The 22,902-nt window shown below is 71.9% G+C and carries 20 protein-coding genes; 19 read left to right on the top strand and 1 reads right to left on the bottom strand.

Going from position 1 to position 22,902, the window contains the following annotated elements:
- Positions 1-2: 2 nt before the first annotated feature.
- From SCK26_RS06690 to SCK26_RS06620, 16 genes are all read left to right on the top strand, one after another.
- Entirely contained in the window at positions 3-875 is an 873-nt protein-coding gene (locus SCK26_RS06690) for a glycosyltransferase family 2 protein (protein ID WP_318205939.1), read from the top strand.
- Positions 876-963: 88 nt separating this feature from the next.
- Entirely contained in the window at positions 964-1,893 is a 930-nt protein-coding gene (locus SCK26_RS06685) for an ABC transporter permease (RefSeq protein ID WP_318200327.1), read from the top strand.
- A complete protein-coding gene (locus tag SCK26_RS06680; RefSeq protein ID WP_318200326.1) occupies positions 1,886-2,665 on the top strand; it encodes an ABC transporter ATP-binding protein in 780 nt (259 codons plus the stop codon). The genes SCK26_RS06685 and SCK26_RS06680 overlap by 8 nt, the downstream gene beginning before the upstream one ends.
- Positions 2,666-3,026: 361 nt before the next feature.
- A complete protein-coding gene (gene hpnC, locus SCK26_RS06675) occupies positions 3,027-3,923 on the top strand; it encodes a squalene synthase HpnC (RefSeq protein WP_318200325.1) in 897 nt (298 codons plus the stop codon).
- A complete protein-coding gene (gene hpnD, locus SCK26_RS06670) occupies positions 3,920-4,870 on the top strand; it encodes a presqualene diphosphate synthase HpnD (RefSeq protein WP_318200324.1) in 951 nt (316 codons plus the stop codon). Before hpnC ends, hpnD begins: the two co-directional genes overlap by 4 nt.
- A complete protein-coding gene (locus SCK26_RS37940) occupies positions 4,870-5,133 on the top strand; it encodes a DUF6380 family protein (RefSeq protein ID WP_412080715.1) in 264 nt (87 codons plus the stop codon). The genes hpnD and SCK26_RS37940 overlap by 1 nt, the downstream gene beginning before the upstream one ends.
- Positions 5,130-6,560, top strand: a complete 1,431-nt coding sequence (hpnE, locus tag SCK26_RS06665) for a hydroxysqualene dehydroxylase HpnE (RefSeq protein WP_318200323.1) — start codon at positions 5,130-5,132, stop codon at positions 6,558-6,560. Before SCK26_RS37940 ends, hpnE begins: the two co-directional genes overlap by 4 nt.
- Positions 6,561-6,618: 58 nt before the next feature.
- A complete protein-coding gene (locus tag SCK26_RS06660; RefSeq protein WP_318200322.1) occupies positions 6,619-7,692 on the top strand; it encodes a polyprenyl synthetase family protein in 1,074 nt (357 codons plus the stop codon).
- A gap of 116 nt (positions 7,693-7,808) precedes the next feature.
- Positions 7,809-9,839 (top strand): squalene--hopene cyclase, encoded by a 2,031-nt coding sequence (gene shc, locus SCK26_RS06655; protein WP_318200321.1) that lies wholly within the window; start codon positions 7,809-7,811, stop codon positions 9,837-9,839.
- A gap of 1 nt (position 9,840) precedes the next feature.
- Positions 9,841-10,524, top strand: coding sequence for a 1-hydroxy-2-methyl-2-butenyl 4-diphosphate reductase (locus SCK26_RS06650; RefSeq protein WP_318200320.1), 684 nt, complete (start codon positions 9,841-9,843; stop codon positions 10,522-10,524).
- A gap of 5 nt (positions 10,525-10,529) precedes the next feature.
- Positions 10,530-11,552, top strand: coding sequence for an adenosyl-hopene transferase HpnH (gene hpnH, locus SCK26_RS06645; RefSeq protein WP_318200319.1), 1,023 nt, complete (start codon positions 10,530-10,532; stop codon positions 11,550-11,552).
- 5 nt (positions 11,553-11,557) lie between these two features.
- Positions 11,558-12,691, top strand: a complete 1,134-nt coding sequence (gene ispG, locus SCK26_RS06640; protein ID WP_318200318.1) for a flavodoxin-dependent (E)-4-hydroxy-3-methylbut-2-enyl-diphosphate synthase — start codon at positions 11,558-11,560, stop codon at positions 12,689-12,691.
- Between the two features lie 31 nt (positions 12,692-12,722).
- On the top strand, positions 12,723-14,621 hold the full coding sequence (gene dxs / locus SCK26_RS06635) for a 1-deoxy-D-xylulose-5-phosphate synthase (RefSeq protein ID WP_318200317.1): 1,899 nt from the start codon (positions 12,723-12,725) through the stop codon (positions 14,619-14,621).
- Positions 14,618-16,003: an aspartate aminotransferase family protein gene (locus SCK26_RS06630; protein WP_318200316.1), complete on the top strand. Its 1,386-nt coding sequence runs from the start codon at positions 14,618-14,620 to the stop codon at positions 16,001-16,003. Before dxs ends, SCK26_RS06630 begins: the two co-directional genes overlap by 4 nt.
- Positions 16,004-16,113: 110 nt before the next feature.
- Positions 16,114-16,737 (top strand): helix-turn-helix domain-containing protein, encoded by a 624-nt coding sequence (locus SCK26_RS06625; RefSeq protein ID WP_318200315.1) that lies wholly within the window; start codon positions 16,114-16,116, stop codon positions 16,735-16,737.
- On the top strand, positions 16,734-16,856 hold the full coding sequence (locus tag SCK26_RS06620; protein WP_318200314.1) for a DUF6126 family protein: 123 nt from the start codon (positions 16,734-16,736) through the stop codon (positions 16,854-16,856). The genes SCK26_RS06625 and SCK26_RS06620 overlap by 4 nt, the downstream gene beginning before the upstream one ends.
- 31 nt (positions 16,857-16,887) lie before the next feature.
- Here the strand turns inward: SCK26_RS06620 and SCK26_RS06615 are convergent, their stop codons facing one another.
- Positions 16,888-17,685, bottom strand: coding sequence for a tyrosine-protein phosphatase (locus SCK26_RS06615; RefSeq protein ID WP_318200313.1), 798 nt, complete (start codon positions 17,683-17,685; stop codon positions 16,888-16,890).
- A 173-nt stretch (positions 17,686-17,858) separates the two neighbouring features.
- On the opposite strand from SCK26_RS06615, the gene SCK26_RS06610 reads away from it, so the two are divergent.
- The 3 genes from SCK26_RS06610 to SCK26_RS06600 all read left to right on the top strand — a co-directional run bounded on the left by SCK26_RS06610 (position 17,859) and on the right by SCK26_RS06600 (position 22,457).
- Positions 17,859-19,931: an alpha-galactosidase gene (locus SCK26_RS06610; protein WP_318205938.1), complete on the top strand. Its 2,073-nt coding sequence runs from the start codon at positions 17,859-17,861 to the stop codon at positions 19,929-19,931.
- Positions 19,932-20,107: 176 nt separating this feature from the next.
- A complete protein-coding gene (locus tag SCK26_RS06605) occupies positions 20,108-20,893 on the top strand; it encodes an SGNH/GDSL hydrolase family protein (protein ID WP_318205937.1) in 786 nt (261 codons plus the stop codon).
- 397 nt (positions 20,894-21,290) lie between these two features.
- Entirely contained in the window at positions 21,291-22,457 is a 1,167-nt protein-coding gene (locus SCK26_RS06600) for an MBL fold metallo-hydrolase (protein ID WP_318200312.1), read from the top strand.
- Positions 22,458-22,902 lie beyond the last annotated feature (445 nt).

Genomic DNA, 22,902 nt, shown 5'->3' with positions numbered 1-22,902 from the left:
CCATGAAGGTCGGCGCCGTCATCATCACCATGGGCAACCGGCCCGAGGAGCTGCGGGCCCTGCTCGACTCCGTCGCCAAGCAGGACGGCGACCCGGTCGAGGTGGTCGTCGTGGGCAACGGCTCGCCCGTCCCGGACGTGCCGGAGGGCGTACGGACCGTGGAGGTGCCCGAGAACCTGGGCATCCCCGGCGGCCGCAACGTCGGCATAGAGGCGTTCGGCCCCTCCGGCCGCGACGTCGACATATTGCTCTTCCTCGACGACGACGGCCTGCTCGCCCGCCACGACACCGCCGAGCTGTGCCGCGAGGCCTTCGCCGCGGACCCCGAGCTGGGCATCATCAGCTTCCGCATCGCCGACCCCGACACCGGCGAGACCCAGCGCCGGCACGTGCCCCGGCTGCGTGCCTCGGACCCGATGCGCTCCTCCCGGGTCACCACCTTCCTCGGCGGCGCAAACGCCGTACGCACCCGCGTCTTCGCCGAGGTCGGCGCCCTGCCCGACGCGTTCTTCTACGCGCACGAGGAGACCGACCTGGCCTGGCGGGCCCTCGACGCGGGCTGGATGATCGACTACCGGTCCGACATGGTGCTCTACCACCCGACGACCGCGCCGTCGCGGCACGCCGTCTACCACCGCATGGTCGCCCGCAACCGCGTCTGGCTCGCCCGCCGCAACCTCCCCGCCCTCCTGGTCCCGGTCTACCTCGGGGTCTGGCTGCTGCTCACCCTGCTCCGCCGCCCCTCGCGGCCGGCCCTGAAGGCCTGGTTCGGCGGCTTCCGGGAGGGCTGGGCCACGCCGTGCGGTCCTCGCCGCCCGATGCGCTGGCGTACGGTGTGGCGACTCACCCGACTGGGCCGTCCCCCGGTCATCTGACAAGCTCGTCCCCGACGGGTCAGTGCCGCCGCGCGCGGCTGCCCGGACGACGAACCGACACGCGTACCCGAAGACGAAAGTTTCCCCTGTGAGTGAGACCACGCACGACGGCACGGTCGCGGTGACCGCGGCCCCGTCGCCCGACGCGGGACTGACGGCGGCCGAGCTCGCCGCCAAGTACGGGCTCTCCGTGAGCGGCGCCCGGCCCTCGCTCGTGGAGTACGTCCGGCAGCTGTGGGGACGGCGCCACTTCATCCTGGCCTTCTCCCAGGCCAAGCTGACCGCCCAGTACAGCCAGGCCAAGCTCGGCCAGCTCTGGCAGGTGGCCACGCCCCTGCTGAACGCGGCCGTGTACTTCCTCATCTTCGGGCTGATCCTGCACGCCAGCCGCGGCATGTCCCGGGACGTGTACATCCCGTTCCTGGTCACCGGCGTGTTCGTGTTCACCTTCACCCAGAGCTCGGTGATGTCGGGTGTCCGCGCCATCTCCGGCAACCTCGGCCTGGTGCGCGCCCTGCACTTCCCGCGCGCCTCGCTGCCCGTCTCCTTCTCGCTCCAGCAGCTCCAGCAGCTGCTGTTCTCGATGCTGGTGCTGTTCGCCGTGGCGATCGGCTTCGGCAGCTACCCGGGCCCGTCCTGGCTGCTGATCGTGCCGGTGCTGGTGCTGCAGTTCCTGTTCAACACCGGGCTCGCGCTGATCGTGGCCCGCATGGGCGCCAAGACGCCGGACCTCGCGCAGCTGATGCCGTTCGTGCTGCGCACCTGGATGTACGCCTCCGGCGTCATGTTCTCGATCAACACCATGCTGGCGGGCCGTCCCGAGTGGATCGTCCGGGTGCTCCAGGTCAACCCGGTCGCGGTCTACATGGACCTGATGCGCTTCGCCCTGATCGACGACTACGGTTCCGTCAACCTGCCGCCGCACGTGTGGGCCATCGCCCTGCTGTGGGCCGTGCTCGTCTTCGCCGGCGGCTTCGTGTACTTCTGGAAGGCGGAGGAGCGGTACGGCCGTGGCTGAGCAGCACATCCAGGACCCGCGTCCGACGGTCATCGCGGACGATCTGCACATCGTCTACCGAGTCAACGGCGCCAAGACCGGCAAGGGCAGCGCCACCGCGGCCCTCAGCCGCATCCTCAGGCGCGGCGAGGAGCGGGGCGTGCGCAAGGTGCACGCCGTGCGCGGCGTGTCCTTCGTCGCCTACCGCGGCGAGGCCGTCGGCCTGATCGGCTCCAACGGCTCCGGCAAGTCGACCCTGCTGCGCGCCATCGCCGGCCTGCTGCCCGCGGAGCGGGGCAGGGTCTACACCGACGGCCAGCCGTCCCTGCTGGGCGTGAACGCGGCCCTGATGAACGACCTCACCGGCGAGCGGAACGTCATCCTCGGCGGTCTGGCCATGGGCATGTCCCGGGAACAGGTCAAGGAGCGTTACCAGGACATCGTCGACTTCTCCGGCATCAACGAGAAGGGCGACTTCATCACCCTGCCGATGCGCACCTACTCCTCCGGTATGGCCGCCCGGCTGCGTTTCTCCATCGCCGCCGCCAAGGACCACGACGTCCTGATGATCGACGAGGCGCTGGCCACCGGTGACCGCAAGTTCCAGAAGCGTTCCGAGGAACGCATCCGGGAACTGCGCAAAGAGGCCGGAACGGTCTTTCTGGTCAGTCACAACAACAAGTCGATCCGCGACACCTGCAACCGCGTGTTGTGGCTGGAGCGCGGTGAACTGCGGATGGACGGACCCACCGACGAGGTCCTGAAGGAGTACGAGAAGTTCACGGGCAAGTGACCCGTTTCGGTCAGGGCCCCACCGGAATTTCGTCCGGTGGGGCCCTTCGTCTGCAAAGGAAACGTCAACTCGGCCCCGTAGCAGGAATCTTGGAGCCAATCGGTGTGTTGTTGTGATGTGCGGGACACCCCGACGATGGGCGCCACGTTGTACAACGTAAGCTGTACCGGTGCCGGAAACCGGCAAGTGCGGCGATAATGCGCGCCTTCCTTCGTGGAGGTGTCCTCGTGCATTGCGGGGCGGCGTGTCCGAAATAGTGTGTATTGGGTCGGCAGTGTAGAACGGGAGATGTGACGGCAATGGCTACGGAAACGCCCCAGCGCAGCGCAGCGTGTGCCGTCCCCGCCCCGGGCAGCGTCCGATGACGGCCGCCGAGACGGCGTCCGGCCCGGAACGCGCCACCCTGGACAAGGCCGCGAGCGAGAACTTCCCGGTGGCCCCCTTCTTCCTGCCCCGGGCCTGGCGCGCCGACCTCATGGCCGTCTACGGCTTCGCCCGCCTCGTGGACGACATCGGCGACGGCGACCTCGCCCCCGGCGGCGCCGACGCCCGCCTGCTCGGCGTGTCGCCCGCCGAGGCCGCCGACCGGCTCGTCCTCCTCGACGCCTTCGAGGAGGACCTGCGCCGCGTGTTCGACGGCACGCCGCGCCACCCGCTGCTGCGCCGCCTGCAGCCCACCGTCCGGCGCCGCGCCCTCACCCCCGAGCCGTTCCTCGGGCTGATCGCCGCCAACCGCCAGGACCAGCTCGTCGCCCGGTACGAGACCTACGACGACCTCCTCGCCTACTGCGAACTGTCCGCCAACCCCGTCGGCCGCCTCGTGCTCGCCGTCACCGGCACCTCCACTCCCGAGCGGATCCGGCTGTCCGACGCGATCTGCACCGCGCTGCAGATCGTGGAGCACCTCCAGGACATCGCCGAGGACCTCGGCCGCGACCGCGTCTACCTGCCCGCCGAGGACATGAAACGCTTCCACGTCCAGGAAGCTGATCTTGGCCAAAAAAGCGCGGGCGCATCGGTGCGCGCCCTGGTTGCATACGAAGCACAACGCGCCCGCGATCTGCTGGATGAAGGCGCTCCCCTGGTGGGTAGCGTCCACGGCAGGCTCAGACTGCTGCTCGCGGGGTTCGTGGCGGGGGGAAGGGCGGCGATCAGAGCGATCGCCGCCGCCGAATACGACGTACTTCCCGGCCCGCCCAGACCCGGCAAGATCCAGTTGCTGCGTGAGGCGGGCGCGATCCTGCGAGGAGAGGGGTGATCCGGACCGTGGAGTCTGTGCCGTACGTGTCCGCGCCGGTACTCGCCGCCTACAGCTACTGCGAGGCCGTGACCGGGCAGCAGGCCCGTAACTTCGCCTACGGCATCCGGCTGCTGCCGGCGGCCAAGCGCCGCGCCATGTCGGCGCTGTACGCGTTCTCCCGGCGGGTGGACGACATCGGCGACGGCAATCTTGCCGACGAGGTCAAGCTGACGCGGCTGGAGGACACCCGGGCACTGCTCGCCCGGATCCGCGAGGACGACGTCGAGGAGGACGACACCGACCCGGTGGCCGTGGCCCTCAGCCACGCCGCGCGGGCCTTCCCGATCCCGCTCGGCGGCCTGGACGAGCTGATCGACGGCGTCCAGATGGACGTGCGCGGGGAGACCTACGAGACCTGGGAGGACCTCAAGGTCTACTGCCGGTGTGTCGCCGGTGCCATCGGCCGCCTCTCGCTCGGCGTGTTCGGCACCGAACCCGGCGCGCGCGGCACCGAGCGCGCCGCCGAATACGCCGACACGCTGGGCCTCGCCCTCCAGCTCACCAACATCCTCCGCGACGTCCGCGAGGACGCGCTGGGCGGCCGTACCTACCTCCCGGCCGACGACCTCGCCAAGTTCGGCTGCTCGGCCGGCTTCCAGGCGCCGACCCCGCCGGAGGGCGCCGACTTCGCCGGCCTCGTCCACTTCGAAGTACGGCGCGCCCGGGCCCTGTTCGCCGAGGGCTACCGGCTGCTGCCCATGCTCGACCGGCGCAGCGGCGCCTGTGTCGCCGCGATGGCCGGCATCTACCGCCGGCTGCTCGACCGCATCGAGCGCGACCCGGAGGCCGTGCTGCGCGGCCGGGTCTCGCTGCCCGGACACGAGAAGGCCTACGTCGCCGTGCGCGGCCTGTCCGGCCTCGACACCCGCCACGTCTCCCGGCGCTCCGTCCGGAGGCGCGCCTGATGCAGCGCACCGAACCGGAGCCGGCCGAACCCGACGACCCGCGGCAGGCAACCCCGCACCGCGGCGCGGCGTCCCTGACTGAGACGGCCGGTCGCGCACCGTTCGGCCGGTGTGCCCCGACCGCTCGGGAACGCGGGGCCGGGTCCGGCACGCGGCTCCCGGCGCAGGGACGCGACCAGCCACGACGAGGCGGCGGCCGGCGGGCGGCCCGCACCGGTCGCGCCTGCGGGGCGCACGCGCACGTAGGGAAGGACGCACGATGAGCGACGGCTCACCCCACCCGGCACCAACGTCGGCCGACACGCCGCGCACGGCGGCCCGCAGCGCGGTCGTGGTCGGCGGCGGACTGGCCGGGATCACCGCGGCGCTCGCCCTCGCCGACGCGGGCGTCCGCGTTACCCTGCTCGAAGGCAGGCCCAGGCTGGGCGGCCTCGCCTTCTCCTTCCAGCGCGGCGAACTGACCGTCGACAACGGCCAGCACGTGTACCTGCGCTGCTGCACCGCCTACCGCTGGTTCCTCGACCGGATCCGGGGCACGGCGCTGGCACCGCTGCAGGACCGCCTGGACGTGCCCGTCGTCGACGTCGCCAAGCCCGTGGGCCGGCGGCTCGGCAGACTGCGGCGCGACCCGCTGCCCGTCCCCCTCCACCTGGGACGCGGCCTGGCCGCCTATCCGCACCTCTCGCTCGCCGAGCGCGCCGCCGTCGGGCGGGCCGCGCTCGCGCTGAAGGGGCTCGACCTCGCCGATCCGACCCTGGACACCCAGGACTTCGGCAGCTGGCTGGCCGCGCACGGCCAGTCCGCGCGCGCCGTCGAGGCCCTGTGGGACCTGGTCGGGGTCGCCACCCTCAACGCGGTCGCGGGCGACGCCTCGCTGGGCCTCGCCGCGATGGTGTTCAAGACCGGTCTGCTGTCCGACCCGGGCGCGGCCGACATCGGCTGGGCCCGCGTCCCGCTGGGCGAACTGCACGACCGGCTGGCCCGCAAGGCGCTCGACTCCGCGGGCGTCCGTACCGAGGTCCGTACACGCGTCACCTCCGTCTCCACCAACGACAACGGCGGGTGGAGCGTTCAAGTTCCCGGCGAGACACTTTCCGCGGACGCCGTCGTTCTCGCCGTACCCCAGCGCGAGGCCCACGACCTGCTCCCGCCCGGCGCCCTCGACGAGCCCGAGCGGCTGCTGAGGATCGGCACCGCGCCGATCCTCAACGTCCACGTCGTCTACGACCGCAAGGTGCTCGCGCGCCCCTTCTTCGCCGCGCTCGGCACCCCGGTGCAGTGGGTGTTCGACCGGACCGACGCCTCCGGACTGCGCTCGGGGCAGTACCTCGCGCTGTCGCAGTCGGCCGCGCAGGACGACATCGACACCCCGGTGGCCGAACTCCGCGAGCGCTACCTGCCCGAGCTGGAGCGGCTCATCCCAGGCACCCGCGCCGCCGGGGTGAAGGACTTCTTCGTGACCCGGGAGCGCACGGCCACGTTCGCCCCCAGCCCCGGCGTCGGACGCCTCAGGCCCGGCGCCCGGACCAAGGCCCCCGGCCTGTACCTGGCCGGAGCGTGGACCGCCACCGGGTGGCCCGCGACCATGGAGAGTGCGGTCCGCAGCGGAGTGAGCGCGGCCGACGCCGCGCTCGGCACCCTGGGCCGGCCCCGACCCCGCCACCTCTTCGCGTTCGAGGAGGCGGCGTGACGGCCGGCCGGCGGGCGACCGCCCCCGCACCCCCGGTACCGCAACTAGAGGAGAGATTGTGCCCACTGTGCCCCCGGCCGCGACGCCCGCTCGGAGGCCCGCGGTGGACGTGACCGCGCTCCTGGAGCGCGGCAGGAACCTGGCCACACCGGTGCTGCGGGCGGCCGTCGACCGTCTCGCCCCGCCCATGGACACCGTGGCCGCCTACCACTTCGGCTGGATCGACGCCGCCGGCAACCCCGTGGACGGCGACGGCGGCAAGGCCGTCCGCCCCGCGCTGGCCGTGCTGTCCGCCGAGGTCACCGGTGCCGCGCCCGAGACCGGCGTGCCCGGCGCGGTCGCCGTCGAACTCGTGCACAACTTCTCGCTGCTGCACGACGACCTGATGGACGGCGACGAGCAGCGCCGGCACCGCGACACCGTCTGGAAGGTGCACGGCCCCGCCCAGGCCATCCTGGTCGGCGACGCCCTGTTCGCCCTCGCCGGCGAGGTGCTGCTGGAGATCGGCACGGTCGAGGCCGGCCGCGCCGCCCGCCGGCTGACCGCGGCCACCCGCGCCCTGATCGACGGCCAGGCCCAGGACATCTCCTACGAGCACCGTGACCGCGTCAGCGTCGAGGAGTGCCTGGAGATGGAGGGCAACAAGACCGGCTCCCTGCTGGCCTGCGCCTCCTCCATCGGCGCGGTCCTCGGCGGCGCGGACGACACCACCGCCGACGCGCTGGAGCGGTACGGCTACCACCTCGGTCTCGCCTTCCAGGCCGTGGACGACCTGCTCGGCATCTGGGGCGACCCGGAGGCCACCGGCAAGCAGACCTGGAGCGACCTGCGCCAGCGCAAGAAGTCCCTGCCGGTCGTCGCGGCCCTCGCGGCCGGCGGCCCCGCCTCCGAACAGCTCGGCGAGATCCTCGCCGCGGACGCCAAGAGCAGCGACTTCGAGAACTTCTCCGAGGAGGAGTTCGCGGCCCGCGCCGCCCTCATCGAGGAGGCCGGCGGCCGCGACTGGACGGCCGCCGAGGCGCGCCGTCAGCACACCATCGCCATCGAAGCCCTAGAGGCCGTGGACATGCCCGACCGGGTGCGGGAGTCCTTCACGGCGCTCGCCGACTTCGTCGTCGTACGAAAGAGATGATCACCATTGGCCGGATAAGCCTGGCGTAGTCGCCGGCCGGTGCCGCAGCACGAAGGACACCGGCCGACGGCGGACCCACAGCAGCACGACTCGCACGACTGCACGAAGGGGAAGCCATGACAGCGACGACCGACGGAAGCACCGGGGCCATCTTGCCGTCCCGGGCTGCCGCGGCCAGCGACTCCACCCTCACCATCCCCGAGACGGCCGGGGTACAAGAAGCCGCCACGCGCGCCGTACGGCGCGCCACCGATTTCCTGCTCGCCCGGCAGGACACCGAGGGCTGGTGGAAAGGCGACCTGGAGACCAACGTCACCATGGACGCCGAGGACCTGCTGCTCCGTCAGTTCCTGGGCATCCTGGACGAGCACACCGCGCAGGCCGCCGCGAAGTTCATCCGCGGCGAGCAGCGCGAGGACGGCACCTGGGCCACCTTCTACGGCGGCCCGGGCGACCTGTCCACCACCGTGGAGGCGTACGTCGCCCTGCGCCTGGCCGGCGACGCGCCCGACGCGCCGCACATGGCGAAGGCCTCGGCCTGGATCCGCGAGCGCGGCGGCATCGCCGCCGCGCGGGTCTTCACCCGGATCTGGCTCGCCCTGTTCGGCTGGTGGAAATGGGAGGACCTGCCCGAACTCCCACCGGAGCTGATTTTCTTCCCCACCTGGTTCCCGCTCAACATCTACGACTTCGGATGCTGGGCGCGGCAGACCATCGTGCCGCTCACCATCGTCTCCGCCAAGCGCCCGGTGCGCCCGGCCCCGTTCGCGCTGGACGAGCTGCACACCGACCCGGCCGAGCCCAACCCGCCGCAGCCGCTCGCCCCGGTGGCGAGCTGGGACGGCGTCTTCCAGCGGCTGGACAAGGTGGTCCGCGGCTACCGCAAGGTCGCCGTGCGCAGGCTGCGCACGGCCGCGTTGAACGCGGCGGCCCGCTGGATCATCGAGCGGCAGGAGAACGACGGCTGCTGGGGCGGCATCCAGCCCCCGGCCGTGTACTCCGTCATCGCCCTGCACCTGCTCGGCTACGACCTCCAGCACCCGGTGCTGCGCGAGGGCCTCGCCTCCCTGGACCGCTTCGCCGTCTGGCGCGAGGACGGCGCCCGGATGATCGAGGCCTGCCAGTCCCCGGTGTGGGACACCTGCCTGGCCACCATCGCGCTGGTGGACGCCGGACTGCCCGCGGACCACCCGCAACTGGTCAAGGCCGCCGACTGGATGCTCGGCGAGGAGATCGCCCGGCCCGGCGACTGGGCCGTACGCCGGCCCGAACTGCCGCCGGGCGGCTGGGCCTTCGAGTTCCACAACGACAACTACCCCGACATCGACGACACCGCCGAGGTCGCGCTCGCGCTGCGCCGGGTCCGCCACCACGACCCCGAGCACGTGGACCGGGCCATCGGCCGTGCGGTGCGCTGGAACCTGGGCATGCAGTCGAAGAACGGCGCCTGGGGCGCCTTCGACGTGGACAACACCAGCCCGTTCCCGAACCGGCTGCCGTTCTGCGACTTCGGCGAGGTCATCGACCCGCCGTCCGCGGACGTCACCGCGCACGTCGTGGAGATGCTCGCCGCCGAGGGCCTGGCCGACGACCCGCGCACTCGGCGCGGCATCGACTGGCTGCTCGCCGAACAGGAGGCCGACGGCTCGTGGTTCGGCCGCTGGGGCGTCAACTACATCTACGGCACCGGATCGGTGGTCCCCGCGCTCACCGCGGCCGGACTGCCCACCTCGCACCCGGCGATCCGGCGTGCCGTGACCTGGCTGGAGAGCGTCCAGAACGACGACGGCGGCTGGGGCGAGGACCTGCGCTCCTACCAGCACGCCAAGGAATGGAGCGGCCGGGGGGCCTCCACCGCCTCGCAGACCGCGTGGGCGCTGATGGCGCTGCTCGCGGCCGGGGAGAAGGGCTCCGCGGCCGTCGAGCGCGGCGTGCGCTGGCTGGCCGACACCCAGCGGGAGGACGGCGGCTGGGACGAGCCGTACTTCACCGGCACCGGCTTCCCCTGGGACTTCTCCATCAACTACCACCTGTACCGGCAGGTGTTCCCGCTCACCGCGCTCGGCCGGTACCTGCACGGCGACCCCTTCGAGCGCAACCTGCTCGCCCGGGCCCAGAAGGTCTCCGCGCGGGCCGAGGGGAACTGATGTGAGCCACCAGCCCGCTCCGGCTCCGCTGCTGATCGCCTGCGCGCTCGGCATCGAGCACCTCGCCCTGCGCACCGGCGACCGCCGGGCGCGCGGGGCGGGCGGGCCGCTGCGCGGGGGCGCGGGGCGGAGGGCCGGCGGGCCGGTGACCTTCGTCCGCACGGGCATGGGGCCCCGTGCGGCGGAACGCTCCGTCACCCGGCTCCTGGCCGGCCCGGCACCCGCCGGCACGGCCGTGCTGGCCACCGGCTTCTGTGCCGGACTGGCCCCCGGGATGCACCCCGGCGACCTGGTGGTCGCCGAGGAGACCCGGGACCCGCGCGGTACCGTTCCGTGCGTGGGCACCGAGCTCCTGGTCGAGGAACTCGCGCGCCTGCTGCCCGGACGCACCGTCCACACCGGCCCGCTCACCGGCTCCGACCACGTCGTGCGGGGCCCCGAGCGCTCCGATCTGCTCGCCACCGGCGCGATCGCCGTGGACATGGAGTCGGCGGCCACGCTGCTGGCCGCCGTCCGCGCCGGCGAGCGGCCGGTGGCCGCCGTACGGGTCGTCGTGGACGCCCCCGAACACGAACTCGTCCGTGTCGGCACCCTGCGCGGAGGAATATCGGCCTTCCGCGTTCTCCGATCCGTCCTTCCCGCATTTTTCGAATGGCACCGTTCTTCGCTGCTCCCTCGGAGGTGAGCCAGATGGCCATGCCGCTGCGCCAGTCCATCAAGGTCGCTACATACTTGGCTGAACAGAAGCTCCGCAAGCGGGACAAGTTCCCGCTCATTGTCGAGCTGGAACCGCTTTTCGCCTGCAATCTGAAGTGCGAGGGCTGCGGCAAGATCCAGCACCCCGCCGGTGTGCTCAAGCAGCGCATGCCGGTCGCCCAGGCCGTGGGCGCCGTGCTGGAGTCCGGTGCGCCGATGGTCTCCATCGCGGGCGGCGAGCCGCTGATGCATCCTCAGATCGACGAGATCGTGCGGCAGTTGGTGGCGAAGCGGAAGTATGTCTTCCTGTGCACCAACGCGATGCTGCTGCGCAAGAAGATGGACAAGTTCACTCCCTCGCCCTATTTCGCCTTCGCGGTGCACATCGACGGGCTGCGTGAGCGGCACGACGAATCCGTCGCGAAGGAAGGCGTGTTCGACGAGGCCGTGGCGGCCATCAAGGAGGCCAAGCGGCGCGGCTTCCGGGTGACCACCAACTCCACCTTCTTCAACACCGACACCCCGCAGACCATCATCGAGGTGCTCAACTTCCTCAACGACGACCTCCAGGTCGACGAGATGATGATCTCGCCCGCCTACGCCTACGAGAAGGCTCCGGACCAGGAGCACTTCCTCGGTGTGGAGCAGACCCGCGAGCTGTTCAAGAAGGCATTCGCGGGCGGCAACCGCCGCAAGTGGCGGCTCAACCACTCCCCGCTCTTCCTGGACTTCCTGGAAGGCAAGGTCGACTTCCCGTGCACCGCGTGGGCGATCCCGAACTACTCGCTCTTCGGCTGGCAGCGCCCCTGCTACCTGATGAGCGACGGGTACGTGCCGACGTACCGCGAGCTGGTCGAGAAGACCGACTGGGACAAGTACGGCCGCGGCAAGGACCCGCGCTGCGCCAACTGCATGGCGCACTGCGGCTACGAGCCGACCGCCGTCCTCGCCACCATGGGCTCCCTGAAGGAGTCCCTGCGCGCCATGCGCGAGACCGTCGCCGGGAACCGGGAGTGACCGCGATGACCGCCGTTCCGCTGGGCGTTCCCGAGGTGCCGGCCCGTCCGGTCGCGCCTCGGCGGGCGTCGCGGCAGATCCAGGTCGGAAGCGTGCCGGTCGGCGGCGGCGCCCCGGTGTCCGTGCAGTCGATGACCACGACCCGCACCTCGGACATCGGCGCCACCTTGCAGCAGATCGCCGAACTCACCGCGTCCGGCTGCCAGATCGTCCGCGTCGCCTGCCCCACGCAGGACGACGCGGACGCCCTGGCGACCATCGCGAGGAAGTCGCAGATCCCGGTGATCGCGGACATCCACTTCCAGCCGAAGTACGTGTTCGCCGCCATCGAGGCCGGCTGCGCCGCGGTCCGCGTCAACCCGGGCAACATCAAGCAGTTCGACGACAAGGTCAAGGAGATCGCGCGCGCCGCCAAGGACCACGGCACCCCGATCCGGATCGGCGTCAACGCCGGCTCCCTGGACCGCCGTCTGCTCCAGAAGTACGGCAAGGCCACCCCGGAGGCGCTGGTCGAGTCGGCGTTGTGGGAGGCGTCCCTCTTCGAGGAGCACGACTTCCGGGACATCAAGATCTCCGTCAAGCACAACGACCCGGTCGTGATGGTCGAGGCCTACCGGCAGCTCGCCGCCGGCTGCGACTATCCGCTGCACCTCGGCGTGACCGAGGCCGGCCCGGCGTTCCAGGGCACGATCAAGTCGGCGGTGGCGTTCGGCGCGCTGCTGAGCCAGGGCATCGGCGACACCATCCGGGTGTCGCTGAGCGCACCGCCGGCCGAGGAGGTCAAGGTCGGCATCCAGATCCTGGAGTCCCTGGGGCTGCGCCAACGCCGCCTGGAGATCGTCTCCTGCCCGTCCTGCGGCCGCGCCCAGGTCGACGTCTACAAGCTCGCCGAGGAGGTGACGGCCGGCCTGGACGGCATGGAGGTGCCGCTCCGGGTCGCGGTGATGGGGTGTGTGGTCAACGGCCCGGGCGAGGCCCGCGAGGCCGACCTCGGCGTGGCCTCCGGCAACGGCAAGGGCCAGATCTTCGTCAAGGGCGAGGTCGTCAAGACCGTCCCCGAGTCGAAGATCGTGGAGACCCTGATCGAGGAGGCCATGAGGCTCGCCGAGAGCAAGAGACCGTCGGACCAGGTGAGTTGAGGCAAGGCACGCAACGAGAGGGGGCCCGAGAGTGACCATTCTGGAGAGCATCCGGGGACCACGCGACCTGAAGGCGCTGTCCGAAGCGGAACTCGGGGAATTGTCCGGAGAAATACGTGAGTTCCTGGTGCACGCCGTGTCGAGGACCGGCGGTCACCTCGGGCCCAATCTGGGCGTGGTGGAACTCACCATCGCGCTCCACCGGGTCTTCGAGTCGCCGGCCGACCGCATCCTGTGGGACACCGGCCACCAGTCCTACGTCCACAAGCTGCTGACCGGCCGTCAGGACTTCTCGAAGCTGCGCGGAAAGGGCGGGCTGTCCGGCTACCCCTCGCGCGAGGAGTCCGAGCACGACGTCATCGAGAACAGCCACGCGTCCACGGCGCTCGGCTGGGCCGACGGCCTGGCCAAGGCCAACCAGGTGCAGGGGGAGAAGGGCCATGTGGTCGCCGTCATCGGCGACGGCGCGCTGACCGGCGGCATGGCCTGGGAGGCGCTGAACAACATCGCCGCGGCCCGGGACCGGCCGCTCATCATCGTCGTCAACGACAACGAACGCTCCTACGCACCCACCATCGGCGGCCTGGCCAACCACCTGGCCGCGCTGCGCACCACCGACGGCTACGAGAAGGTCCTCGCCTGGGGCAAGGAAGTGCTCCAGCGCACCCCGGTCGTCGGCAGCACGCTCTACGAGTCCCTGCACGGCGCGAAGAAGGGCTTCAAGGACGCCTTCGCCCCGCAGGGCATGTTCGAGGACCTGGGCCTGAAGTACCTCGGCCCGATCGACGGCCACGACCTCAAGGCCGTCGAGTCGGCGCTGCGCCGCGCCAAACGCTTCCACGGCCCCGTCCTGGTCCACTGCCTCACCGAGAAGGGCCGCGGCTACGAACCCGCCCTCGCGCACGAGGAGGACCACTTCCACTCCGTGGGCGTGATGGACCCGCTCACCTGCGAGCCGCTCGCGCCGTCCAAGGGCCCGTCGTGGACCTCGGTGTTCGGCGAGGAGATCGTCAGGATCGGGGAGGAACGCGAGGACGTCGTGGCGATCACGGCGGCCATGCTGCACCCGGTCGGCCTCGCCGAGTTCGCCGCACGCTTCCCGGACCGCGTCTGGGACGTCGGCATCGCCGAGCAGCACGCGGCCGTCTCCGCGGCCGGCCTCGCCACCGGCGGACTGCACCCGGTCGTCGCCGTCTACGCCACCTTCCTCAACCGGGCCTTCGACCAGCTGCTGATGGACGTCGCCCTGCACCGCTGCGGGGTCACCTTCGTGCTGGACCGGGCCGGTGTCACCGGCACCGACGGCGCCTCCCACAACGGCATGTGGGACATGTCGATCCTCCAGGTCGTCCCCGGCCTGAGGATCGCCGCCCCGCGCGACGCCGACCAGTTGCGCGCCCAGCTCCGCGAGGCCGTCGCCGTCGACGACGCGCCCACGCTGGTCCGTTTCCCGAAGGAGACCGCCGGCCCGCGCGTCCCCGCCGTGGACCGGGTCGGCGGCATGGACGTCCTGCACCGCGCCGAACGTCCCGAGGTGCTGCTGGTGGCCGTCGGCGTGATGGCCACGGTGTGCCTGCGGGCCGCCGAACTGCTCGAAGCCCGCGGCATCGGCTGCACGGTGGTCGACCCGCGCTGGGTCAAACCCGTCGACCCCGCCCTGCCCCAACTGGCCGCCGGACACCGGCTGGTGGCCGTGGTCGAGGACAACAGCCGCGCAGCCGGCGTCGGTTCGGCCGTCGCGCTGGCCCTCGGCGACGCCGACGTGGACGTACCGGTACGGCGGTTCGGCATCCCGGATCAGTTCCTCGCGCACGCCAAGCGCGCCGAGGTACTGGCCGACATCGGCCTCACGCCCGTCGAGATCGCCGGGCGGATCAGCGCGAGTCTGGCCGCCAAGGACGTCGGCGGCACAGCCAAGGAGAGTGAATGACCACCGAGTTCGACCTCGGCGCCCTGCTCGCCGAGCGCGGAGCCGAACGCTACGAGCTGCACACCAAGCACCTCAACCCGCAGCTCCCGCGGATGCTGCACACCATCGGCTTCGACAAGGTCTACGAGCGCGCCGAGGGAGCGCACTTCTTCGACGCGGACGGCAACGACTACCTGGACATGCTCGCCGGGTTCGGCGTGATGGGCCTCGGCCGCCACCACCCGGTCGTCCGCAAGGCGCTGCACGACGTCCTGGACCTGGACCTCGCCGACCTCACCCGCTTCGACTGCCAGCCGCTGCCCGGCCTGCTCGCCGAACGGCTCCTCGCCCACAGCCCGCACCTGGACCGGGTGTTCTTCGGAAACAGCGGCACCGAAGCGGTCGAGACGGCCCTGAAGTTCGCCCGGTACGCCACCGGCAAGCCGCGCGTCCTGTACTGCGACCACGCCTTCCACGGCCTGACCACCGGCTCGCTGTCGGTCAACGGCGAAGACGGCTTCCGCGACGGGTTCGCCCCGCTGCTGCCCGACACCGCCGTCCCCCTCGGCGATCTGGAGGCCCTGGAGCGGGAGCTGCGCAAGGGCGACGTGGCCGCGCTGATCGTGGAGCCGATCCAGGGCAAGGGCGTCCACGAGGCACCTCCCGGCTATCTGCGGGCCGCGCAGGAACTGCTGCACAAGCACAAGGCGCTGCTCATCGCCGACGAGGTGCAGACCGGTCTCGGCCGCACCGGCGACTTCTACGCCTACCAGCACGAGGACGGCGTCGAACCGGACCTGGTGTGCGTGGCCAAGGCCCTGTCCGGCGGCTATGTCCCGGTCGGCGCCACCCTCGGCAAGGAGTGGATCTTCAAGAAGGTCTACTCCTCGATGGACCGCGTGCTGGTGCACTCCGCGAGCTTCGGTTCCAACGCGCAGGCCATGGCGTGCGGCCTCGCCGTGCTGTCGGTCATGGAGAACGAGCAGATCGTCGCCGGCGTGCGCCGCACCGGCGAGCTGCTGAAGTCCCGGCTCACCGCGCTGATCGACACCTACGAGCTGCTCGCCGACGTGCGCGGCCGGGGCCTGATGATCGGCATCGAGTTCGGCAGGCCCTCCTCGCTGAAGCTGCGCGGTCGCTGGACCATGCTCCAGGCGGCCCGCAAGGGCCTGTTCGCCCAGATGGTCGTCGTACCGCTGCTGCAGAAGCACCGGATCCTCACCCAGGTCTCCGGCGACCACCTGGAGGTGATCAAGCTCATTCCGCCGCTGATCGTCGACGAGGCCGACGTGGACCGGTTCGTGGAGGCCTTCACCGCGGTGATGGACGACGCGCACAACGGCGGCGGCCTGATGTGGGACTTCGGCAAGACGCTGATCAAGCAGGCCGTGGCGAACCGCTGACAGCGGCCTGGACGGCGGGGCGCCGGCGGCGGTGGACGCCGGGGCGCTCCGCCTCTTGCCTCTGAGGCAAGAAAATTGCCCCACGGGCAATGGTGGGGCTCAATGGAGGCATGAACGCCTCAGACGCCGCGCCGCCGGCGGCCGCGGACGGGGGCCTGCCCGCCGTCGCACCGCAGCTGCGTGCTCTGCGCCGGCGCGCCGGGCTCACGCTGGAGGCCGCGGCCCGCTCCGCCGGTCTCTCCCCGGCCCATCTCTCCCGCCTGGAGACCGGGCACCGGCAGCCGTCGCTGCCGATGCTGCTGGCGCTCGCCCGTATCTACGGTACGACCGTCTCCGAACTGCTCGGGGAGACGGTCGCCGACCGGGACGCGATCGTGCGCGCCGCCGACATGGAACCGACCCGGGCCGGCGGCTGGACGTACGTCCAGGCCGGCGCGTCCGGCCGCGGCATGCAGGCCCTGCGGGTGCGGGCGCCCTACGGCTCCCAGGGCGACATCGTGCGCGTCCACCCCGGCGAGGAGTGGCTCTACGTCCTCAAGGGGCGGCTGCGGCTGCGGCTCGGGGACACCGCGCACCTGCTCGGGCCCGGGGACAGCGCACACTTCGACTCGCTGACACCGCACCGCCTCGCCGCCGAGGACCACGACGGCGTCGAGCTTCTGTTCGTCCACACCCTGCTGCAGAGCCCCACGGCCACGCTGTGCCTGGGCTCGCCGACCGGAGAGCTGCCATGACGAACTTCGAGGAGAAGTTTCCCCGCGCCCTGTGGATCCGGCTGATCGTCTACATCGCCCTCGGGCACGTACTGGCGGCCTTCCTCTACCTGCTGTTCGCGGTGGGCGCCAAGAGCTGACCTTCCCGCGGCCACCGCGGTCCGCCAGGCGTCAGTCCAGCAGGCGTTCGCGCAGCCGCTCACGCGCCTCGGGCGTGAGCCCCAGGCCCCGCGCCAGATACGTCTCGACGTCGCCCCAGTTCTCCTCGATGCTCGCGAACGCCGCCTGAAGATACTCGGCCCGGGCGTCGAAGAGCGGGTCGAGCAGCTCCATCACCTCGGGCGTGTACGCCGTCTCCGCGCTGCCGCTGCGCCGGACCTTGTAGCGCCGGTGCTTGGCGTTGGACTCCAGATAGTCGGCGACGATCGCCTCGCGCTCCACGCCCAGCGCGAGCAGCGTGACGGCGATGGACACGCCCGCGCGGTCCTTGCCGGCCGCGCAGTGCATCAGCGCCGGGACGCTGTCGTCGGCGAGCGCGTGCAGCACCCGGGAGTGCTCGGCGGTGCGCTCCTTGACCATCCTCCGGTAGGACTCGGTCATCCGGGCCGCGCCCCTGCCGTCGGAGAGGATCGCGCGCAGCTGGTCGAGGTCGCCGTCGCGGACCATCTTCCAGAACTCGGCGCCGTCCGCCGGGTCGCTCAGCGGCAGGTTCACATTGCGCACGCCGGGCAGCTCGACGTCCGGGCCCTCCAGCTTCTGGTCGGCCGCGTTGCGGAAGTCGAAGATCGTGTGCAGCCCCAGGGAGGCGAGGAAGGCCGCGTCGTCCTCCGTCGCGTGCGCGAGATGCCCGCTGCGGAACAGCACTCCGTGCCGCACCCGCCGTCCGTCCACGGTCGGCAGCCCGCCCACGTCACGGAAATTGCGCACTCCTGCCAGCTCCGGCTCGGTCGACGGGACCTGCTGCGTCACGGGGGCTCCTCCCGGTCGTTCCCCGCCGTCGCGGCTCGCCGGCGGGCACTGAAGTCGACCATACGGCATCGATTTCCTCGGGCAATGAGTTATCCACAGGCATTGTCAGACGGGCCCGCGGCCCTTGATGATGTCGGGACTTGCGCGAATCTGTTGACACCTGTGAGGTCTCGATGGTGGACATCGCCGAAGACGGACGCACCTGGCTGCTGTCGGGTCCGGCCAGCAGCTACGCCCTGCGTCTGACCGACGCCGACGAACTGCTCCACCTGCACTGGGGGCCACGGATCGCGCTCGCCGACGCCGAGGCGCTGGCGGCCCGCCCGCTGCCCGGCCCCTGGCCCTTCGAGTCCCCGCTCGACGGCCGCGAGGAGTACCCCGTCGAAGGCGGCCTCCGCTTCGTCCGCCCCGCCCTGTCCGTCCGCACCGAGCGGCGGCGCGGCACCGAGTGGCGCTTCGTGTCGTACGCCGTCGGGGACGGCACACTGCGGCTGCGCTTCGACGACGACGGCCTCGGCGTCGTCCTGCACTACCGGATGCGCGGCGACGTGGTCGAACGCTGGGCGACCGTCGCCAACGACGGCCCCGCGCCCGTGGAGCTGCTGCGCGCCGACGCGGCCACCTGGACGCTGCCCGACCGCGAGGGCTGGCGGCTGTCCCAGCTGCACGGCCGGTGGGCCGCCGAGTCCCGGCTCACCACCGCCCCCCTCACCTACGGCGAGAAGGTCATCGGTAGCCGCCGCGGCCACACCGGCCACCAGCACCTGCCCTGGGTCGCCCTCGACACCGACGCCACCGAGGAGCGCGGCGAGGTCTACGGCTGCGCGCTCGGCTGGTCCGGCTCCTGGCGCATCGCGGTCGCCCAGCTCCCGGACGCGCGCGTGCAGATCACCGGCGGCGCCGGACACGACGACTCGGGCCTGCTGCTCCTGGCGCCCGGACAGTCGTACACCACGCCCGTCTTCGCGGGCCTGTGGAGCGACGGCGGCTTCGGCGGCGCGAGCCGCGCCTGGCACGCCTACCAGCGCGCGTACGTCGTCCCGGACGCCGACCGGGACCGGCCCGTGCTGTTCAACTCCTGGGAGGCGACGTACTTCGACATCTCCGAGGAGCGGCAGGCCGCCCTCGCCCGCCGCGCCGCCGGGATCGGCGTCGAGCTGTTCGTGGTGGACGACGGCTGGTTCGGCGCACGCACCAGCGACCGCGCCGGCCTCGGCGATTGGACGCCCAACCCCGACCGCTTCCCGCACGGCCTGAAACCCCTCGCCGACCATGTGCACGACCTCGGCATGCGGTTCGGGATCTGGGTCGAGCCCGAAATGGTCAACCCGGACAGCGAGCTGTACCGCGCCCACCCCGACTGGGTGCAGCACCATCCCGGCAGGAGGCGCACGGAGCTGCGCCACCAGCTCGTCCTCAACCTCGCCCGCGAGGATGTCCGGCGGTATCTGTGGGACCGGCTGGACACCCTGCTCTCCAGCGCCCCGATCGACTATGTGAAGTGGGACTTCAACCGCTGCTTCACCGACGCCGGCTGGCCCGGGGAGCCCTACCCGCAGCGCCTGTGGGTGGACCACGTGCGCGCCCTGTACGACCTGCTGGACCGGCTGCGGGCCGCGCATCCCCGGGTCGCCTTCGAGTCCTGCTCGGGCGGCGGCGGCCGGATCGACCTCGGCGTGCTCGGCCGCACCGACCAGGTGTGGACCTCCGACAACACCGACCCGCTGGACCGGCTCGCCATCCAGCACGGCTTCAGCCAGATCCATCCCGCGCGCGTGATGGCCGCCTGGGTCACCGACAGCCCCAACACCCAGCTCAACGGGCGGTCCAGCTCGCTGCGGTTCCGGTTCGTCAGCGCCATGGCCGGCGTCCTCGGCATCGGCGGCGACCTGACGCGGTGGAGCGCGGAGGAACTGGCCGAGGCCCGCCGGTGGGTGGAGCTGTACAAGGAGATCCGCCCGCTCGTGCAGCACGGCGAGCTGTACCGGCTGCGGCCCCCGACGGGCGGCCTGAGCGCCGTGCAGTACCTCCGGGGCGAGGAGACCGTCGTCCTCGCCTGGCTCCAGGCGCAGCACCACGGCGAGCCGTCCCCGGCGGTGCGGCTGCGCGGACTCGACCCGGCGGCCTCGTACGCATGCCGCGAAACCGGCGAAGTGCACCGGGGCGCGGTGCTGCTGCACCACGGACTGCGCACGGACCTCAAGGGCGACCTGGACGCGACGGTTGTCCGGCTGCGCCGCGTGTGACCCTCATGCCCGCAGTCGGCGCCTCTGGTGCGGTCCGCCTTTATTCCTGGATTACGAAGTCTTTAAGAGTGGCTCATCTCACCGTTCGTCAACCCCGGCCTACGGTCGCGTAGGTCACATCCGAAGGTGAATCATGGTCCGACGTGGCAGACGATTCGAAGAGTGACAGCAGATCAGTGATCGGGTCGTACGTGGCGGTGGGGGACAGCTTCACCGAGGGCGTCGGCGACCCCGGGCCGGACGGGGCGTTCGTGGGCTGGGCCGACCGGTTCGCGGTACTGCTCGCCGACCGGCGCCCCGAGGGCGACTTCCGGTACGCCAACCTCGCCGTGCGCGGGAAGCTGCTGGACCAGATCGTGGCCGACCAGGTCCCGCAGGCCGTCGACCTGGCACCCGACCTGGTCTCCTTCTGCGCGGGCGGCAACGACATCATCCGCCCGGGCACCGACCCCGACGAGGTGGCCGAGCGCTTCGAACGCGCCGTGGCCCGGCTCGCGGGGGCCGCCGGGACGGTGATGGTGACGACCGGCTTCGACACCCGCGGCGTGCCGCTGCTCAAGCACCTGCGCGGCAAGATCGCCACCTACAACGGCCACGTCCGTGCCATCGCCGACCGGTACGGCTGCCCCGTGCTCGACCTGTGGTCCCTGAAGTCCGTGCAGGACCGCAGGGCCTGGGACAGCGACCGCCTGCACCTCTCGCCCGAGGGGCACACGCGCGTGGCGCTGCGGGCCGGACAGGTCCTCGGCCTTCAGGTGCCGGCCGACCCCGAGCAGCCGTGGCCGCCGCTGCCGCCCCGGGGCACGCTGGAGGTCCGCCGCGACGACGTGCAGTGGGCGCGCGAGTACCTCGTGCCGTGGATCGGCCGCCGGCTGCGCGGCGAGTCCTCCGGCGATCACGTGACCGCCAAGGGCACGCTCTCGCCGGACGCCATCAAGATGCGCATCGCCTCCGTGGCCTGACGCCGCCGGCCGCGTCCCGGACCGCCCGCACGGGCGGCCCGGGACGCGCCCGGCGCACACCGTCGCCGGGCCAACGCCCGCTGTTCCGGGCCCGGTTCACGGACGAGGCCGCCGTCCGGCCGTTCCCGCGCCCGGGCAGCGCGTCGGCCGCACCTCCGGCCCCGCCGGCCGCGGCACCCGGCCCGCTCACGCGAACCGCCGACCCTCGCGCTCTCTCGCCTCGTTCCGCCCGGCGGCTCCCGCCGTCCAGGCGGTCGTCCCGGTGGCCGGCCCCGGAGCCGGCGGGCGCCGAACGGGCTTTCGGCGGCCGAGGTGTGCGGGAGGCACCCCGCCGTGCCCGGACTGTCGGAGGGGCCGACCATAATAGGGGCCTCACCCCATTCCACCGGGAGGTACCGTGACCGGTTTGCGTTCTCCGGGCTCCGGGCCGCGCGCCCTGCGGCCCGCCGCCTTCGGCGCGGACCCGGGCGGCGCCCGCCTGGCACGCATCCGCCGCTCGCCGCACTTCAGGGACGGTGTCTTCCAGAACCCCGGCGGCCCCGCCCGCACCCGGCCGAGCGCCTCGGCGCTGGACCTCGCGAAGGTGTTCCTGGACAAGGACACCCGGCCGCTGCGCTCGCCCGGCGGCACCGTGCCGGTGCACCCCACCACCTTCGCCGACCTCGCCGAGCCGCCCGCCACCGGACTGCGGCTGACCTGGATGGGCCACTCCAGCGTGCTCGCCGAGATCGACGGCCACCGGGTGCTGTTCGACCCCGTCTGGGGCGAGCGCTGCTCCCCGTTCCCGTTCGCCGGCCCCAAGCGGCTGCATCCCGTGCCGCTGCCGCTGGCCGCGCTCGGCCCGGTCGACGTCGTCGTCATCTCGCACGACCACTACGACCACCTGGACCTGCCCACCATCAAGGCGCTGGCCGGCACGGACACCCTGTTCGCCGTGCCGCTCGGGGTCGGCGCCCACCTGGAGCACTGGGGCGTCTCCCCGGACCGGCTGCGCGAACTGGACTGGCACGAGTCCACCCGGATCGGCGGACTCACGCTCACCGCCACCCCGGCCCGCCACTTCTGCGGCCGGGGCCTGCGCAACACCCAGCACACCCTCTGGGCGTCCTGGACCGTCGCCGGCGAGGAGCACCGGATATACCACAGCGGCGACACCGGTTACTTCGACGGCTTCAAGGACATCGGCGCCGCGTACGGGCCGTTCGACGCCACGATGATCCAGATCGGGGCGTACAGCGAGTTCTGGCCCGACATCCACATGACCCCGGAGGAGGGCCTGCGCGCGCACCTCGACCTCCAGGGCGGAGCACCGCACGGGGCGCTGCTGCCGATCCACTGGGGCACGTTCAACCTGGCCCCGCACCCCTGGGCGGAACCGGGGGAGTGGACCAAGGAGGTCGCCGAGGACGCCGGCCAGGCGGTCGCCCTGCCGCGTCCCGGCGAACCCTTCGAACCCGCCGGGAAGCTGCCGGCGGAGGCATGGTGGCGCCACGTCTCGGGCGACGTCCGGCGCACCTGGCGCTCGGCCGGCGCACTCGTGGCCGAACCGCCGGTACGGAACTGAGCGGAGCCGGGGATCCGGTGCCGCCGATCCCAGGCCAAGGCAACCACTCTCCGTGACATCGGAGGAGGTCGCCGCCTCCTGAAAGGCGCCTCGGCAGGACGATCGAGGAAAACTGACGTTCGTACGTTCACACCTCGCGGGGGTGGCGGGCCGATCCGGCTCGCCACCCCCGTTCGTCTTTTCTGACCGCTTCCGACCAGGCCGTATCGATCTCTTTCGTTCCGCCCGGGAGACGCTCGGCCGGACGGTCGGTCTGCCGTACGACCCCTCATACCAGAGCGGGACGCTCCCCGGGTGACTTTGCGAACTGCCCACCACGGTGAATGCGCGGACAACTACTGTGAGTGTCCGTCGGGTGACACGCGGCCGGATCCGCCGGTCCCGTCGGCCGACGCCGCGATCGCGCGCGCCCGCATCGACCCATGCCCGCGGCGCGCACCGCACG

It is taken from the genome of Streptomyces sp. SCL15-4 (assembly GCF_033366695.1).
Lineage (GTDB): Bacteria > Actinomycetota > Actinomycetes > Streptomycetales > Streptomycetaceae > Streptomyces.
This window is presented reverse-complemented; position numbering and strand designations above follow the sequence as displayed.